The following is a 16,523-nucleotide window of genomic DNA, read 5'->3' as shown; positions in this document are numbered from 1 at the left end:
TGGAGTGTTTCACGTGAAACATTTTGATGTGATCGTGATCGGCGGCGGCCATGCCGGCGCAGAGGCGGCCCATGCCTCGGCGCGGCTAGGAGCACGAACGGCGCTCGTTACCATGAGTCGTGATGGAATCGGCGTCATGTCCTGCAATCCTGCAATCGGAGGACTGGGGAAGGGTCACTTGGTCCGGGAAATTGACGCGATGGATGGCGTCATGGGGCGCGTCGCAGATGAAGCGGGCATTCAATTCCGTCTATTAAACCGTCGGAAAGGTCCGGCTGTGCAGGGACCGCGTGCGCAGGCTGATCGGAAGATTTATCGCACAGAAATGCTGCGCGAGATTGAAGCGCAATCTGACCTCGATATCATTGAGGGCGAGGTCGTCGATTTTGAGATGGATGGTGATACCGTTACAGGCGTAGTCTTGGCTGACGGTTCATCGATTACCGCATCCTCGGTGGTTCTCACAACAGGGACATTCCTCCGGGGCGTCATTCATATCGGAGATAGGTCGCAGCAAGGCGGCCGTATGGGCGATAAAGCCTCGGTTAAACTTGCCGAACGCATCGACTCCTTTAGCCTTCCGATGGGTAGGTTGAAAACTGGCACGCCCCCGCGTCTTGATGGGCGAACGATCAACTGGGATATCCTAGAAGAACAGCCGGGCGATGATGATCCCGTCTTGTTTTCATTCCTATCTGATAGCGTATCCGCACCCCAAGTCGTCTGCGGTATTACGCATACCAACGAAAAAACCCACCAGATTATCCGAGAAAATCTCGAACGGTCTGCGATGTATGGCGGGCATATTGACGGGGTAGGCCCGCGATACTGTCCTTCTATCGAAGACAAAGTCGTGCGATTTGCGGATAAAGACTCGCACCAGGTATTTTTGGAACCTGAAGGTGCGGATGACCATACGGTCTATCCCAATGGTATTTCGACCTCCCTTCCAGCAGACGTACAAGAAGCCTATGTTCGGAGCATGGTCGGCCTTGAAAACGCAGTCATTTTGCAACCTGGCTACGCGATCGAATATGACTATATCGACCCGCGGGCGCTTGCATCGACCCTTGCGGTCCGTACAGTTCCCGGCCTGTATCTCGCAGGACAGATCAATGGCACCACCGGCTATGAAGAAGCCGCAGCGCAGGGGCTGGTCGCCGGCCTGAATGCAGCGCTTCACGCCCAGGGCCGAGATCCGGTAACCTTCACTAGGTCCGAGAGCTATATCGGCGTCATGATCGACGATCTGACGACGCGTGGGGTCACAGAACCCTACCGGATGTTTACGTCACGCGCTGAGTTCCGCTTGTCACTCCGGGCGGATAATGCTGACCAGCGTCTCACGCCTCTTGCGATCAAGTTGGGTTGCGTTTCTAAAACTCGCCGTCAGCTCTTTGAAGAGAAAACTTCATGTCTAAGTGCCCTGAAAACACGACTGCAGAGTAGGGAGTACACCCCGAAAGAGCTTGCCAATGTTGGGATCAATGTCAATCAAGACGGTTCAAAGCGGAATGGCTATCAGGTCTTGGCATTCCCTGATGTTAGGTTCGAAGACCTGCTCACGCTCGATCCCGATTTAGGCGATACCCCAGTTGAGGTTCGACGTCAGCTCGAGCGCGACGCACTCTATGCGACCTACATCGTAAGGCAGCAGAAGGAGATTGATCTGTTAAAGAAAGACGAGAATGTACGCATTCCGGCCGACTTCTCCTTCGAGTCGCTTTCGGGGCTTTCAAATGAATTAAAAACTAAGATCGCAGCTGCACGTCCCGAGACGATGGCCCAGGCCGCACGTGTCGATGGAATGACGCCCGCTGCGCTCACATTAATTCTGGCCCGGGTTAAAAGAGGCGCCGGGAAAAAGACAGCATGAGAGAATTGAGTAAACTCGATGTTTCACGTGAAACATTTGAAAAGCTCGAAGCCTTTGCGGAGCTTGTTCGGAAATGGAACCCGAGGATAAACTTAGTTTCTAAGAGTAGCTTGGGCGACCTTTGGACGCGTCACATTGTAGATTCCGTTCAGGTCTTCAAGCTTTCCGAAGGCAGCGGCGTGTGGGTAGACCTCGGTAGCGGCGGGGGGTTTCCCGGAATTGTCGTTTCGATCCTTAACCAAGAGGAACGACATTTCGACGTTACTTTGGTGGAGAGTGACCAGCGGAAATGCGCATTCCTACGGACTGCCATTCGAGAGCTGAAACTAGAGGCCTCTGTAAAAAATGAGCGGATTGAGGAAATAAAAAGCCTAAATGCCGACGTCCTGTCAGCGCGTGCCTTGGCTGATTTGACAAAGCTATTAGGGTTCGCCGAATTGCATCTCAAGCCCGAAGGTACCGCCCTTTTTCCGAAAGGTCAGAGTTGGCAGAGGGAGGACGCAGAGGCGCGGCTGGGTTGGACTTACGGCCTCGAATCGGTACCCTCTCAGACCAATCCCGAGGCTGCCATTCTAAAGATTAAGGATATCGCCCGTGTCTGACCTTTCTCGTCCATCTGGACCTAAAATTATCGCAATCGCGAACCAGAAGGGTGGTGTCGGGAAAACGACGACGACGATCAATCTTTCAGCCGCACTTGCTGAGGCGGGTAAGCGCATATTGGTGGTTGACCTCGACCCGCAAGGCAATGCTTCTACGGGGCTGGGCATTGAGGTTGAAGACCGCGAATTTACGACCTACGATCTGCTGCTGGACGATAGCCTGCCGCAGGACGTAATTCAGCGTACAGAGACGGATGGATTGCTAATCGTTCCGGCGACCGTTGATCTTAGTTCCGCGGATATCGAACTCTTTTCCAATGAGAAGAGAAGCTTTTTGTTGCATGATGCACTGCGGCAGACGCAAATGGACGCGTTCCAATTTGACTATATTCTAATCGACTGTCCTCCGTCATTGAACCTGTTGACCGTAAACGCGATGATCGCGGCACATTCTGTTCTCGTGCCCTTGCAGAGCGAGTTTTTCGCGCTGGAGGGGCTCTCTCAGCTTATGTTGACGATACGAGAGGTTCGGCAGAGTGGGAATAAAGACCTGCGGATTGAGGGCGTTCTTCTTACTATGTATGATCGCCGTAACAATCTCTCGCAACAGGTTGAGAATGACGCGCGGGCGAACCTTGGTGAGTTGGTGTTCCAGACCGTTATCCCGCGTAATGTTCGGGTGAGCGAAGCACCGAGCTTCGCCATGCCCGTATTGAGTTATGATCCCACATCGAAAGGGGCACAAGCCTACCGCGATTTGGCGGCGGAGCTGACAAAAAACAATGGTTAATAAGGTGGCAGTATGGCAGACAAACAAGAGCGGAAACGGGGCCTCGGCCGGGGGCTTTCGGCCCTAATGGCAGATGTAGCGGAAACAGAGAGCGTGGCCGCCAAGGGCGCCGCGGCGGCGGAGCAGTTCGTTCCGATCGAGCGGATCAAACCGAACCCGGACCAGCCGCGTAAGCGATTTGAGCAAGAGCACCTTGACGATCTTGCGGCCTCGATCAAGGAAAAGGGGGTCATTCAGCCCCTGATCGTTCGGGCGCTGGCCGATGGCAATTTCGAGATCGTTGCAGGCGAGCGGCGCTGGCGGGCCTCGCAGATTGCGAAGGTCCATAGCCTTCCGGTGATCGTGCGCGAGTTCACCGATGTCGAGGTGCTCGAAGTTGCGATCATCGAGAACATTCAGCGGGCAGATCTGAACTCGGTCGAAGAGGCGGCGGGTTATCGGCAGTTGATGGATAAGTTTGGCCATACACAGGAAAAAATGGCCGAAGCGCTCGGCAAAAGCCGGAGCCATATTGCGAACCTATTGCGTCTTTTGAACCTGCCAGATCCGGTCCAAGAGATGGTGCGCCAGAATGAGTTGAGCGCGGGCCATGCGCGGGCACTGATCCCAGCGAAGGATCCGCTGAAACTTGCGCAACAGGTCATCAAGGGCGGTCTTTCAGTCCGCGCAACCGAGGCTTTGGTCAAGAAAGATCAGGCCGGTGAGCGCGGTAATATGGTAAATAAAGAGCGTCTCTCGCAACGTCCAGAGAAAGATGCCGATACCCAGGCTCTTGAAGGTGATCTGTCAGCGAACCTGGGTATGAAGGTCAGTTTGGACCACAAACCGGGTCAGGAAGCAGGTAAGGTGACCTTGCACTATACCACGCTTGACCAGTTGGATGAGATTTGCCGCTTGCTGGGTGGATCTTAAGGCAGAAGCGTTTCGATCACGGCGTTTAGGAGTATAACGCCCTGATCTGAAACGATTAATCTGTCTTTCACGCGTGTTGCCATGCCGATCTCTTGCAGGTGTTTGACGGCTTTGTCGTCAATTTCATGCCCGGCAATGTCGGCGTAGCGGGCGAGGTCGACGCCTTCCTTAAGGCGCAAGCCCATGAGGAGAAACTCGGTCGCCTGTTCGCTACGGTTCAGGGCGGTTCGGGGTTTCTCCGCTTCGCCTTTTGCGACACCGTCGAGCCACCGCTGTGGATTGCTATAGGCAACCGTCGCGAGTTTCTCACCGTTTAGCGTCAGCCGCCCATGGGCGCCGGGACCGATCCCGATATAGTCACCATAGCGCCAATAGATCAGGTTGTGACGCGATTGGGCGCCATCCCGGGCGTGGTTCGACACCTCGTAAGCGGGCATGCCCATGTCATTGCAAATGCCTTGGGTCAGGGTGAACATATCCGCGCCGAGATCTTCGTTGGGCAGGCCGCGTAGTTTCCCACGGGCGTAGCGATCGCCAAAGGCGGTGCCCTGTTCGATCGTAAGCTGATAGAGCGAAATATGGTCTATCGCGAGTGATAAAGCCTGTTTTAACTCGGCTTCCCAATCCGCGGCGGATTGGTCCTGCCGCCCGTATATCAGATCGAAGCTGACACGGTCGAAGGTATTACGGGCGATGTCGAAAGCAGTCATCGCTTCTTTCGCCGAATGCAGGCGGCCCAAACGTTTGAGGTCTGGATCGTTCAGTGCTTGAATGCCCATTGAAACGCGGGACACACCAGCCTGCCGATAGGCGGCGAAGCGGCCGGCTTCGACCGAGCCGGGATTGGCTTCGAGGGTGATTTCCAAATCGTTCGCCGTAGGCCAATGGCGCCGGATCGCGCTGATGATATCTTCAACGACATCGGGATCCATCAGGCTGGGCGTGCCGCCGCCGAAGAAGACCGCGTTTAGTACGCGGCCCGGTGTCTCATCGGCAGCGCGCTGAAGCTCGGCAAGATAGGCATCCCGCCAAGCGGCTTGGTCGATCTGGCGGCTAACGTGGCTGTTAAAGTCGCAATAGGGACATTTCGCCTCGCAAAATGGCCAATGGATATAAAGGCCGAAGCCGCCCTGTTGCCAATCTTCAGCCAAAACAGCCCGCAATCAGTTTCGCAAAGGCATCGGCGCGGTGGCTGATGCTGTTCTTTTGCTCGGCGTCCATTTCGGCAAAGGTGACTTCATGGCCATCAGGTTGAAACATTGGGTCATAGCCGTGGCCCTGTTCGCCGCGCATCGGCCAAACCAGCGTGCCGTTCACCTTGCCCGCGAAGACTTCGTCATGACCATCGGGCCATGCCAGTACCAGCGTCGCGCAGAAACGGGCACGGCGGGGGTGGGGGGCGTTCTTTTCTTCCAGCAGGTTGCGCGTTTTGGTCATGGCCATGACAAAGTCGCGGCCATTCTCTGTTTCGGCCCAATCGGCGGTATAGACGCCGGGCGCATTGTCGAGCGCTTCGACCTCGATGCCGGAATCGTCGGCGAGCGCGGGCAGGCCGGTCGCCTTTGCGGCGGCATGGGCTTTGATGCGGGCATTGCCGACGAAAGTTGTCTCAGTCTCTTCCGGTTCGGGCAGGTTCATCTCTGCCGCGCCGACCACCTCGACCCCGTGGGGGGCGAAGAGTTGACGCATTTCCGCCAGTTTGCCCGCGTTGTGGGTAGCGATGAGAATGCGATTTTCGGTGAACTTGCGCGTCATGCGGTAACCGATTTTTGGATGGAGGCCAGTTCGCCGACCCCTTTTTCGGCCAGGTCCATCAGCTGGTTCATCTGATCGCGCGTGTAGGTAGAGCCTTCGGCGCTCATCTGCACTTCGATCAGCTTGCCGGATCCGGTCATGATGAAGTTGCCATCGACGCCCGCCTCGGAATCCTCGGGGTAGTCGAGATCGAGCACCGGCTGGCCTGCGTAGATGCCGCAGCTAACCGCCGCGACCGGATCGACCAGCGGGTCAGAGACGACATCGCCCGCTTTCATCAGCTTGTTCACCGCCAGACGCAGCGCGATCCAACCGCCGGTGATCGACGCGCAGCGGGTGCCGCCATCGGCTTGCAACACGTCACAATCGACGGTGATCTGACGCTCGCCCAAAGCGGAGCGGTCAACGCCGGCGCGCAGGGCGCGCCCGATCAGGCGCTGGATCTCGACCGTGCGGCCCCCTTGCTTGCCTGATGCAGCTTCACGGCGCATCCGCGTGTTGGTGGCGCGGGGCAACATGCCATACTCCGCGGTGACCCAGCCCAGACCGGAGCCTTTGATGAAGGGCGGCACGCGGTCTTCGATCGTCGCGGTGCAGAGCACATGGGTATCGCCCATCTTGATCAGGGCCGACCCTTCGGCATGTTTGGTGAAATCTGTCTCGATCGAGACGGCGCGCATTTCATCGAGTTTCCGGCCAGAGGGACGCATGACATATCCTTTTTGATGTTGCCCTGGGATACCGCCCCACAAGGCTTTGATGCAACCCCGATTGACGTTTGCCCGGCTTGTACCTTTATTAGACAAGAGAGCGAGCACCGATGAAAAACACGCCTGAATTGCTGAAAGACATGAACGACCGATCCCGCGAAGTGTTTCGCCGGGTGGTCGAAGGCTATCTGGAAAGTGGCGATCCGGTGGGGTCACGCACGCTGACACGGGACTTCAGTGAGAAGGTTTCGGCGGCGACGATCCGCAATGTGATGCAGGATCTCGAGTATATGGGGCTGCTCGACAGCCCCCATGTTTCAGCCGGGCGCATTCCAACGCAATTGGGGCTGCGGATGTTCGTCGATGGAATGATCGAGATCGGCGATCCGACGGAGCTTGACCGCGAAAAGATCGACGCGACACTGGGCAATAACTCCTCTGATGTCGGCGGGCTTCTGGATCGGATCGGCTCGGCCCTGTCAGGTGTCACCCATGGCGCCTCCCTCGTGTTGACGCCGAAACACGAAGCGCCGATCAAACATATCGAGTTCGTCTCTCTTTCGCCTGATAGAGCCTTGGTCGTGCTTGTTTTCTCCGATGGTCATGTAGAAAATCGACTGTTCACGCCGCCACCCGGGCAGACCCCCAGTTCGATGCGTGAGGCGGCGAACTTCCTGAATGCTTTCGTCGAAGGCAAAACCCTCAGCGAATTGCAACGCAGCATCAAGCAAGAGATCGCCAAGCGCCGTCAGGAGATCGACGTTCTGGCGCAGCAGCTTGTCGAAAGCGGGGCGGTGCTGTGGGACGCGGAAGGGGAGCATTCAGAGCGTTTGATCGTGCGCGGCCGCTCGAATCTGCTGGGCGGGGAGGCGGAGGCCGAGGACCTTGAGCGCATCCGAAGCCTTTTCGACGATCTTGAGCGCAAGCGGGACATTGCCGAATTCCTCGAACTGGCCGAAGATGGGGACGGTGTGCGCATTTTTATCGGCTCGGAAAACAAACTTTTCTCACTTTCGGGTTCCTCTCTGGTCGTTTCCCCTTATATGAACGCTGATCGTAAGGTGATCGGCGCCGTGGGTGTCATTGGCCCGACACGCTTAAATTATGGACGTATCGTGCCGATTGTGAACTACACGGCACAACTGGTGGGAAAGCTGATTTCCGACCGGAACTAGAGGTGGAACATGGCAGAGCCGAAAGAAAACGACTTTTTGGACGAGATCGACAGCGCCGAAGCTGAAGAATACGCCGAAGACATGGCCGAGATCGACGAAGAAGCCCTTGCGGTTGAGGAACTGCGCGCCGAGCGTGACCAGTACCGCGACCGTTTCATGCGCGCGCTCGCCGATGCCGAGAATGCGCGCAAGCGCTCCGACAAGGACCGTCGCGAGGCCGAGAACTATGGCGGCTCCAAACTGGCCCGTGACATGCTGCCCGTTTACGACAACATGAAACGCGCGCTGGAAACCACCACCGATGAGCAGAAAGAGGCTTTTGGCCCGCTGCTTGAAGGCGTGGAACTGACGATGCGCGAGCTGCTGAACGTCTTCAAGAAGCACGGCATCGAAGTGATCGCACCCGAAGTGGGCGACAAGTTCGACCCCAAGCATCACGAAGCGATGTTCGAAGCGCCAGTGCCCGGCACCGTTGCGGGCGAGATCATTCAGGTCGCCGCCGAAGGCTTCATGCTGCACGACCGTCTGCTGCGTCCGGCGCAGGTTGGCGTGTCTTCGACGCCCGCGAGCTGAGCGCGCAATCAGTCACTTTCGAGGGAGGCGGTCAGGATTTGGCCGCCTCTTTCAGTTTGTAGATCAACTCAAGCGCCTCGCGCGGGGAGAGTTCATCAGGGATGATCTCTGCCAGTTTCTCTTCGACCGCCGAGGTTTTCGCAGGGGCCGGTTGCGGGGGCGGGCTGGCCGCGAAGAGCGGCAGATCGTCGATCAGCGTCTTTTGTGTGGCCCCGCCTTCGCGTTCGCCTTTCTCCAATGCCTCCAGCACCACGCGGGCGCGGGCGATCACCGGGGCCGGCAGGCCCGCCAGTTGCGCCACCTGCACGCCATAAGACCGATCCGCAGCGCCCTTGCGCACCTCGTGCAGGAAAACGACCTCGCCCTCCCACTCCTTGACCGCCACCGTGGCATTGTCGACCCCCGGCAGCTTGCCGGCCAGCGCCGTCATCTCGTGGTAATGGGTGGCGAACAGTGCCCGGGTCCGGTTCACGTCGTGCAGATGTTCCAGCGTGGCCCAAGCGATCGAGAGCCCGTCATAGGTGGCCGTGCCGCGCCCGATCTCGTCGAGGATCACCAGCGCGCGGTCATCGGCTTGGTTGAGGATCGCGGCGGTCTCGACCATTTCCACCATGAAGGTCGAGCGGCCCCGCGCCAGATCGTCCGAGGCCCCGACGCGGCTGAAAAGCTGGCTGACCACGCCGATATGCGCCGAGGTTGCGGGCACGAAGCTGCCCATCTGCGCCATCAGGGCGATCAGCGCGTTCTGCCGCAAAAAGGTCGATTTACCCGCCATGTTCGGGCCGGTGAGCAGCCAGATGTTGGCGGCCTCGCCCTCGGCGCTCAGGTCGCAGTCATTGGCAATAAAAGGCTCCCCCGATTGCTGGGTCAGAGCGCGTTCCACGACTGGATGCCGCCCACCTTGGATGTCGAAGGCGCGGGACATATCCACGCGCGGGCGGGTCCAGTTCTCACTCCGGGCGAGGTTGGCCAGACCGGTGGCCAGATCGACTTCGGCCAGCCCGGCAGAGGCTTGTCCGATCTCTGCCGCATGCTCTAGAATTGCGCTCCGAAGACTTTCGTAGAGCCGCTTTTCGATCTCCTGCGCGTGGTTGCCCGCATTGAGGATTTTCGTCTCCAACTCCGACAGTTCGACAGTGGTAAAGCGCACTTGGTTCGCCGTGGTCTGGCGGTGAATAAAGGTCTCTGACAGGGGCGGGTTCAGCATCTTTTCCGCATGGGTCGCGGTGCATTCGACGAAATAGCCCAACACATTGTTGTGCTTGATCTTGAGCGAGGAAATCCCCGTATCAGAGACGAATTGCTGCTGCATGCCCGCGATTACGCTGCGGCCTTCGTCGCGCAGCTCTCGCGCGGCGTCGAGCTCGGCGTCATGTCCGGGGGCGATGAAACCGCCGTCGCGCACCATCAGCGGGGGCTCGGCCACCAGCGCGTGATCCAACAGGTCAATAAGCTCACCATGGCCCTGCAACCCTTCGGCAGCTTCGCGCAGCAGGTCGGGGAGGTCTTGTTGCGTCAGGCTTTGGTGCAAAGCCTCCGCCTCGATCAGCCCGTTACGGACCGCGGCAAGGTCGCGCGGCCCACCCCGGTCAAGCGAGAGGCGTGACAGTGCCCGGTCGAGATCCGGCACATTGCGCAGACGTTGGCGGATGTCTTCGGAAACGCGGGCATTGTCATAGGCAAAGCTGACCGCGTCGGCGCGGGAGGTGACCACATCGACAACGCGCGAGGGGCTTGAGATCCGCCGCTCCAGCAGGCGCGCGCCCCCGGCAGTGACGGTATTGTCCATGATTGACAGCAAAGACCCGGCGCGGCCACCGTTGAGGGAATGGGTAAGCTCCAGATTGCGCCGGGTTGCCGCGTCGATCTGAACGGTGCGGGCCTCTGCCTCTTTCTGGGGCGGGCGGAGCAAGGGTAGCTTGCCACGTTGGGTGATAGTGAGGTATTCTATTACCGCGCCCATGGCCGAGACTTCGGCGCGGGTAAAGCTGCCGAAAGCCTCTAGTGTGGCGATATCAAACAGGTCGCAGACCCGTTTTTCCGCACTGGTGCTGTCAAAGGCCGACCGGGCCAGACCCGTCAGCGCAATCCCGAAATCAGAGACGACCTCGTGCAATTCCGTCTCTTTCACCTCTGAGACGATCAGTTCCGACGGGGACAGCCGCGCCAATTCCGGCCCCAGCCGAACCTGCGCCAATGGCATCACATGAAACGCGCCGGTCGAGATATCGACCCAAGCCATCGCGCAGGCATCGCGCACCTCGGCAAAGGCCGCGAGGTAGTTGTGGCGCCGCGCTTCCAGCAGGCTTTCTTCGGTCAGGGTGCCGGGTGTCACCAGCCGCACCACATCGCGTTTCACGACCGCTTTGTAGCCTCGTTTCTTGGCTTCGGCAGGGCTTTCCATCTGCTCGCAGACCGCCACGCGAAACCCTTTGCGGATCAGCGTCAGCAGGTAGCCTTCGGCGGCATGGACCGGCACGCCGCACATGGCGATATCCTTGCCCTGATGCTTGCCGCGTTTGGTGAGCGCGATGTCCAGCGCCTCGGCGGCGGCCACGGCATCGTCAAAGAACATCTCGTAGAAATCGCCCATGCGGTAGAACAGCAACGCATCCGCGTGGTCCGCTTTAAGCTCGAGATATTGCGCCATCATTGGCGTTACTTTTTCTGTCTGCACGGCTGCCCCCTGTTGCCGCGCGGACCCTACAAAACCCCCCGGCGCAGCGAAAGGGGGTGCGGCGCCTTGGGCGGGCTTTGTCATGCGATTTGCACTGACGCGGGGCTTGCGTTGTGCTGAACTCGGATCGTGGCTAAGAAGATCCCAAAGCAGAAGAAGGGTAATGTCGTGACGAGAAAGAACCGTATCACCTCTGAAGAGGCGCTTGCCTTTCATCTTGAACCGACCCCCGGCAAGTTCGAGATCTCGGCCACCGTTCCGATGACCACGCAGCGCGATCTGAGCCTTGCCTATTCCCCCGGTGTGGCCGTCCCTTGCGAGGCCATCGCCGAGAGCCCCGAGACGGCCTATGACTACACCAACAAGGGCAATCTGGTCGCCGTGATCTCGAACGGGACAGCAGTGTTGGGGCTTGGCAACCTCGGCGCGCTGGCCTCCAAACCGGTGATGGAAGGCAAGGCGGTTCTGTTCAAGCGTTTCGCGGATGTGAACTCCATCGACATCGAGCTCGATACCGAGGACACGGAGGCTTTCATCAACGCCTGCAAGCTGATGGGGCCGACCTTTGGGGGCATCAATCTTGAAGACATCAAGGCGCCTGAGTGTTTCATCATCGAGCAGCGTCTGAAGGAAGAGATGGACATCCCCGTCTTCCACGACGACCAGCACGGCACCGCGGTGATCTGTGCCGCGGGTCTGATCAACGCGCTGCACCTCTCGGGCAAGAAGATCGAGGACGTGCGTATCGTGCTCAACGGCGCGGGGGCGGCGGGCATCGCCTGTCTGGAACTGCTCAAGGCGATGGGCGCGAAACACGACAACTGCATCATGTGCGACACCAAAGGTGTGATCTATCAGGGCCGTACCGAGGGCATGAACCAGTGGAAATCGGCCCATGCCGCCAATACAGAGCTGCGCACGCTCGAAGAGGCGATGAAGGGCGCGGATGTCTTCCTTGGCGTCTCGGTCAAAGGGGCGGTGACGCCCGCGATGGTGGCCTCCATGGCCGACAACCCGGTGATCTTTGCCATGGCCAACCCGGACCCGGAGATCACCCCCGAAGAGGCGCATGAGGTGCGCATGGACGCCATCGTCGCCACCGGGCGTTCGGACTACCCGAACCAGGTCAACAACGTGCTGGGCTTTCCCTATCTCTTCCGCGGCGCGCTGGACATTCATGCGCGGGCCATCAACGACGAGATGAAGATCGCCTGCGCCCATGCGCTGGCGCAGCTGGCGCGCGAGGATGTGCCGGATGAGGTGGCGCTGGCCTATGGCCGCACGCTCAGCTTTGGCCGCGACTACATCATCCCCACGCCTTTCGATCCGCGCCTCATCCACCGCATTCCGCCTGCCGTGGCTAAGGCGGGGATGGACACCGGGGCCGCACGGCGGCCGATCATCGACATGGACGCCTATGAGGTCGGGCTGAAATCGCGGATGGACCCGACCGCCAGCATCCTGCGCGGCATCAACGCCCGTGCCCGTGCCAATCAGGCGCGGATGATCTTTGCCGAGGGCGACGATCCCAAGGTGCTGCGCGCGGCGGTCATGTACCAGCGCGCGGGCTTGGGCAAGGCGCTGGTGGTTGGCCGGGAGGACGACGTGCGCGCCAAGCTCGAAGAGGCGGGCATGGCCGACGCGGTGCGCGAGTTGGAGGTGGTGAACGCCGCCAACACCCAGCATCTGGCGACCTATAAGGATTTCCTCTATGGCCGGTTGCAGCGCAAGGGCTTTGACCGCAAGGACATCCACCGTCTTGCCTCGCGCGACCGTCATGTCTTTGCCGCGCTGATGCTGGCACATGGTCATGGCGACGGTCTGGTGACCGGGGCGACCCGCAAGTCGGCGCATGTGCTGGAGCGGCTGAACCACGTTTTCGATGCCAATGCCGAGGCCGGGGCCGCAGGCATCACGGCGCTGCTGCACAAGGGGCGCATCGTCTTTATCGCCGATACCTTGGTTCATGAATGGCCCAATGAGAACGATCTGGCCAATATCGCCGAGAGCGGGGCGCGCGTGGCGCGGCATCTGGGGCTTGAGCCGCGGGTGGCTTTCGTCAGCTTCTCGACCTTCGGCTATCCCGTCTCGGAACGGGCCGAGAAGATGCACCTCGCGCCCGAGGTGCTGGACAAGCGCGGGGTGGATTTCGAATATGAGGGCGAGATGACCGTCGACGTGGCGCTGAACGCGGCCAGTCAGGCGAACTACCCCTTCTCGCGGTTGACGGGGCCGGCGAATATCCTCGTGGTCCCGGCGCGGCACTCGGCCAGCATCTCGGTCAAGCTGATGCAGGAGATGGCGGGGGCCACGGTGATCGGGCCGATCCTCACGGGCCTCGATAAGTCGATTCAGATCTGCTCTTCGACCTCGACGGCGAATGACATCCTTAACATGGCCATTCTTGCGGCCTGCAAGGTGGGCTGATGATCTGGAATCTCGGCTCTATCAACGCGGATAACTTTTATCTGCTGCCCCATCTACCGGGACCGGGAGAGACCATTTCAGCCCTGAATTTCCGGCAAGGTCTGGGCGGCAAGGGAGCCAATATGTCGGTCGCCGCCGCCCGGGCCGGGACTCGGGTGATGCATGTTGGCGCGCTGGGCGCCGATGGCGGCTGGGCGCTGGAACGGCTGTTGGAATACGGGGTCGAGACGGCGCATATCACCTTGATGGAGGGCGTGACCGGTCACGCCAATATTGCCGTCGATCTGGAGGGGGAGAACAATATCGTCATCTTCCCCGGCACCAATCACGAGATCACCGATGAGATGATCGGTGCCGCGCTGAGCGAGGCATCTTCGGGCGATTGGCTGTTGATGCAGAACGAAACCAACGGGCAGCGGTTCGCGGCACGAACGGCAAAGACCTTGGGCCTACGACTGGCCTATGCTGCCGCCCCCTTCGAAGCGGATGCGGTGACGGCGATCCTCGAACAGATCGACCTATTGGTTCTGAACGAGGTCGAAGCGGCGCAGTTGCGGGCCGCGACAGGGGGCGAGTTGCGGCAGCTGCCAATCGACGACATTGTGGTGACACTGGGGGCGGGTGGCTGTGAATGGGTCTCTAACAAGGCGCATTTGGTCGAAAGCTTTCCTGCCTATCAAGTCGATGCGGTGGATACGACCGGCGCGGGCGATACTTTCACTGGCTATCTGCTGGCCGGGCTGGATCGGGGGATGACCATGCCGCAGGCGATTGATCTGGCCATGCGCGCCGGAGCCTTGATGGTCACACGCCATGGCACGGCGGATGTGATCCCCGATCTGAAAGAGATCCGGGATCACGATTTTCGCAGTTAGGCTTTCGGGGGCGGTTACTTCACGAAAGGGGCCGCACTGCCCCAAAGCTGTTTCACGCGGGCGTCACGGCCACAGCCCTTGCGGTAGCGTTTGTAGGCGACCGATTTTTTCACGGCCACACCGACACTGCTGAACGCCAGCCGGTCGCTGCTTTTGTAGTAGTCTTGGTGATAATCCTCGGCCGGGTAAAAGGGCGCATCGCCAAGGATCGGCGTCACAACCTTGGTCCCGAGAGCGGCCTGCGCTTCGGCCTTGGCAGCCTCTGCTGCGCTTTTCTGGGTGGGGCTGCCCGCGAAGATCGCGGTGCGGTAGCTTTCACCCCGGTCACAGAATTGCCCGCCCGCATCCGTGGGGTCGATCGAGCGGAAGAAGAGATCAAGCAGCGTCTTGCGGCTGACCACATCCGGATCGAATTGGATCTGCACCGCTTCGTAATGGCCAGTGTTGCCGCCGGTGACTTCTTTGTAGGTCGGGTTCTTGGTGCGGCCTCCGGCAAAGCCCGAGACGGCCTCTTTCACCCCTTTGACGGATTCGAAATCGGCTTCGACGCACCAGAAACAGCCGCCCGCCACCGTCAGCACCTCGGTCTCCGCCGCCGCTGCGGGTCGGTTCTGCGCGGCGAGGCCCAGAGTGATCGCGAGGGTCAAAAGGGCGGGTTTGAACATTGATTTTCGGAACATATCGGTCCTCCTCGGGCCTAGGGTTGCCGCTGGGGCGGAGATAGCGCAAGGCCGGTGCGGGGAAAGTCACGCGCTGGTGAAAGCAATTTACCACTTGGCGAGCGGGCGCGTTCTTTTTAGCGTTCCGGGTTCAACGGCAATGGAGAAGCCTGTCATGCGAATTGCAATGTGGTCAGGGCCGCGCAATCTCAGCACTGCGATGATGTATAGTTTCGGCGCGCGGCAGGATTTCACCGCGATGGATGAACCATTTTACGCGGCCTATCTCAAGGTGACGGGGCTGGATCATCCGATGCGCGACGCGGTTCTGGCGGCGCAGGAGCAAGACCCGGCGCTTGTGCCTCTTGGCTTTGTGCAAGACGGCACCCGGCATCTTTATATGAAACATATGGCGCAGCATATGATCGACGGTTTCCCGCTCGATTGGGCCGAGGATTGCGTGAACATCCACCTGATCCGCCATCCTGCCCGGGTGATCGCGAGCTATGCGGAAAAGCGCGAAGCGCCCGGTTTGGCGGATATCGGATTTGACCGGCAAGTCATGCTCTTTGAACGGTTGGGCGGGCTGGTCATCGACAGCGGCGATATCCGCGCGGACCCGGAGGGAATGCTGCGCAGGCTTTGCGCCGCGATCGACTTGCCCTTTGATCCTGCGATGCTCCATTGGCCCGCCGGGCCGCGGGCAGAAGATGGGGTTTGGGCGCCGCATTGGTACGGGGCGATCCACCGCAGCACCGGTTTTGCCGGGCCGGAGGGGGAATTGCCCTTGCTGAAAGGGGCGGAGGCGGAGGTTCTGGATGCCGCCATGCCCTATTATGAACAGTTATTTTCGAGGCGTCTGAAAAATTCCTGAAGAACTTGAAACTTATTTCGCGGTGCTATCGTGACTACGCCGCTATTTCAAACGGAGGGAAAACCAGATGAAAAAATTTGCAAGCACCGCAATCGCCCTGTCCATGATCGCCGGCGGCGCATGGGCAGATGCCCATGCCATGGCCATGGTCGAAGCCTCGGGTCAGGACGTATCGAATGGCGTCGTCACTGCCGATAAGGTGATGGCAGGCGAGAATGGCTGGCTGGTCGTGCACCGCACAGATGCCGATATGAAGCCCGGCCCCGTGGTCGGTTACGCTCCGCTGCGCGCGGGCGAGAACATGGATGTGGTCGCGATCCTGCAAGAGGAGGTGGCTTCGGGCGATATGCTGATGCTCATGGTGCATTCCGAAGATGGCGGCATGAAAACCGGCGTGTTTGAATACACATTGGGCGCCAAGGAAGACGGGCCGATCAAGCCGGATGGGGAACTGGTCATGACGGTCGTCACCGCCGAGTGATCCCATAGGCGATAAAGAGAAAGGCCCGGGCGGGAGCGTCCGGGCCTTTTGCGTTTCTATCCGGGGCTGGCCGCCGGGGGCGCTGCCCCCGGACCCCCGCGGTATTTAAGAAAGGATGAAGGAGGGGGGTGTCCCGT

15 protein-coding genes are annotated in these 16,523 nt (G+C 59.6%); 10 read left to right on the top strand and 5 right to left on the bottom strand.

What is annotated here, in order from left to right:
• The first annotated feature begins 13 nt into the window (after nucleotides 1–13).
• Genes mnmG through ACGYLC_RS01900 form a run of 4 tightly spaced genes read left to right on the top strand, consistent with a single transcriptional unit; the run spans nucleotide 14 to nucleotide 4,180 of the window.
• A complete protein-coding gene (mnmG, locus tag ACGYLC_RS01915; RefSeq protein ID WP_394421351.1) occupies nucleotides 14–1,876 on the top strand; it encodes a tRNA uridine-5-carboxymethylaminomethyl(34) synthesis enzyme MnmG in 1,863 nt (620 codons plus the stop codon).
• Entirely contained in the window at nucleotides 1,873–2,478 is a 606-nt protein-coding gene (gene rsmG / locus ACGYLC_RS01910) for a 16S rRNA (guanine(527)-N(7))-methyltransferase RsmG (protein WP_394421349.1), read from the top strand. Before mnmG ends, rsmG begins: the two co-directional genes overlap by 4 nt.
• Nucleotides 2,471–3,268: a ParA family protein gene (locus ACGYLC_RS01905; protein WP_394421347.1), complete on the top strand. Its 798-nt coding sequence runs from the start codon at nucleotides 2,471–2,473 to the stop codon at nucleotides 3,266–3,268. The genes rsmG and ACGYLC_RS01905 overlap by 8 nt, the downstream gene beginning before the upstream one ends.
• Before the next feature lie 12 nt (nucleotides 3,269–3,280).
• Nucleotides 3,281–4,180, top strand: coding sequence for a ParB/RepB/Spo0J family partition protein (locus tag ACGYLC_RS01900; RefSeq protein WP_067267864.1), 900 nt, complete (start codon nucleotides 3,281–3,283; stop codon nucleotides 4,178–4,180).
• Here ACGYLC_RS01900 and hemW read toward each other — a convergent pair.
• Genes hemW through rph form a run of 3 tightly spaced genes read right to left on the bottom strand, consistent with a single transcriptional unit; the run spans nucleotide 4,177 to nucleotide 6,645 of the window.
• A complete protein-coding gene (hemW, locus tag ACGYLC_RS01895; protein ID WP_394421345.1) occupies nucleotides 4,177–5,331 on the bottom strand; it encodes a radical SAM family heme chaperone HemW in 1,155 nt (384 codons plus the stop codon). The two genes, ACGYLC_RS01900 and hemW, sit on opposite strands and share 4 nt — an antisense overlap.
• On the bottom strand, nucleotides 5,324–5,935 hold the full coding sequence (gene rdgB, locus ACGYLC_RS01890; RefSeq protein WP_271688631.1) for an RdgB/HAM1 family non-canonical purine NTP pyrophosphatase: 612 nt from the start codon (nucleotides 5,933–5,935) through the stop codon (nucleotides 5,324–5,326). Before rdgB ends, hemW begins: the two co-directional genes overlap by 8 nt.
• Nucleotides 5,932–6,645 carry a ribonuclease PH gene (gene rph, locus ACGYLC_RS01885; RefSeq protein ID WP_394421343.1) on the bottom strand — a complete coding sequence of 238 codons (714 nt, stop codon included), beginning with the start codon at nucleotides 6,643–6,645 and terminating at the stop codon, nucleotides 5,932–5,934. The genes rdgB and rph overlap by 4 nt, the downstream gene beginning before the upstream one ends.
• A gap of 110 nt (nucleotides 6,646–6,755) precedes the next feature.
• Between rph and hrcA the strand changes: the two genes are divergently transcribed.
• Together hrcA and ACGYLC_RS01875 are read left to right on the top strand one after the other, a co-directional pair.
• Entirely contained in the window at nucleotides 6,756–7,820 is a 1,065-nt protein-coding gene (gene hrcA, locus ACGYLC_RS01880; protein ID WP_394398234.1) for a heat-inducible transcriptional repressor HrcA, read from the top strand.
• Nucleotides 7,821–7,829: 9 nt separating this feature from the next.
• On the top strand, nucleotides 7,830–8,393 hold the full coding sequence (locus tag ACGYLC_RS01875; protein WP_067267873.1) for a nucleotide exchange factor GrpE: 564 nt from the start codon (nucleotides 7,830–7,832) through the stop codon (nucleotides 8,391–8,393).
• A gap of 31 nt (nucleotides 8,394–8,424) precedes the next feature.
• On the opposite strand, the gene mutS is transcribed toward ACGYLC_RS01875, so the two are convergent.
• Complete coding sequence (mutS, locus tag ACGYLC_RS01870; protein ID WP_394421811.1) at nucleotides 8,425–11,046, bottom strand: DNA mismatch repair protein MutS; 2,622 nt, start codon at nucleotides 11,044–11,046, stop codon at nucleotides 8,425–8,427.
• A 192-nt stretch (nucleotides 11,047–11,238) separates the two neighbouring features.
• On the opposite strand from mutS, the gene ACGYLC_RS01865 reads away from it, so the two are divergent.
• Together ACGYLC_RS01865 and ACGYLC_RS01860 are read left to right on the top strand one after the other, a co-directional pair.
• On the top strand, nucleotides 11,239–13,497 hold the full coding sequence (locus ACGYLC_RS01865) for an NADP-dependent malic enzyme (RefSeq protein ID WP_394421341.1): 2,259 nt from the start codon (nucleotides 11,239–11,241) through the stop codon (nucleotides 13,495–13,497).
• The gene (locus ACGYLC_RS01860; RefSeq protein ID WP_394421339.1) at nucleotides 13,497–14,372 is read left to right on the top strand and encodes a ribokinase; all 876 of its coding nucleotides are present in this window, start codon (nucleotides 13,497–13,499) and stop codon (nucleotides 14,370–14,372) included. Before ACGYLC_RS01865 ends, ACGYLC_RS01860 begins: the two co-directional genes overlap by 1 nt.
• Nucleotides 14,373–14,386: 14 nt before the next feature.
• Here ACGYLC_RS01860 and msrA read toward each other — a convergent pair whose 3' ends face one another.
• On the bottom strand, nucleotides 14,387–15,052 hold the full coding sequence (gene msrA / locus ACGYLC_RS01855; protein WP_394421337.1) for a peptide-methionine (S)-S-oxide reductase MsrA: 666 nt from the start codon (nucleotides 15,050–15,052) through the stop codon (nucleotides 14,387–14,389).
• A 154-nt stretch (nucleotides 15,053–15,206) separates the two neighbouring features.
• On the opposite strand from msrA, the gene ACGYLC_RS01850 reads away from it, so the two are divergent.
• Nucleotides 15,207–15,905 carry an HAD family hydrolase gene (locus ACGYLC_RS01850; protein ID WP_394421335.1) on the top strand — a complete coding sequence of 233 codons (699 nt, stop codon included), beginning with the start codon at nucleotides 15,207–15,209 and terminating at the stop codon, nucleotides 15,903–15,905.
• Nucleotides 15,906–15,972: 67 nt separating this feature from the next.
• A complete protein-coding gene (locus ACGYLC_RS01845) occupies nucleotides 15,973–16,386 on the top strand; it encodes a hypothetical protein (RefSeq protein WP_394398226.1) in 414 nt (137 codons plus the stop codon).
• The last annotated feature ends 137 nt before the right edge of the window (nucleotides 16,387–16,523 follow it).

Source organism: Sulfitobacter sp. 1A12157 (genome assembly GCF_043557345.1).
Taxonomy (GTDB): domain Bacteria; phylum Pseudomonadota; class Alphaproteobacteria; order Rhodobacterales; family Rhodobacteraceae; genus Sulfitobacter.
Note: the sequence above shows the minus strand (reverse complement) of the source record. Positions and strands in the feature narration are given on the sequence as shown.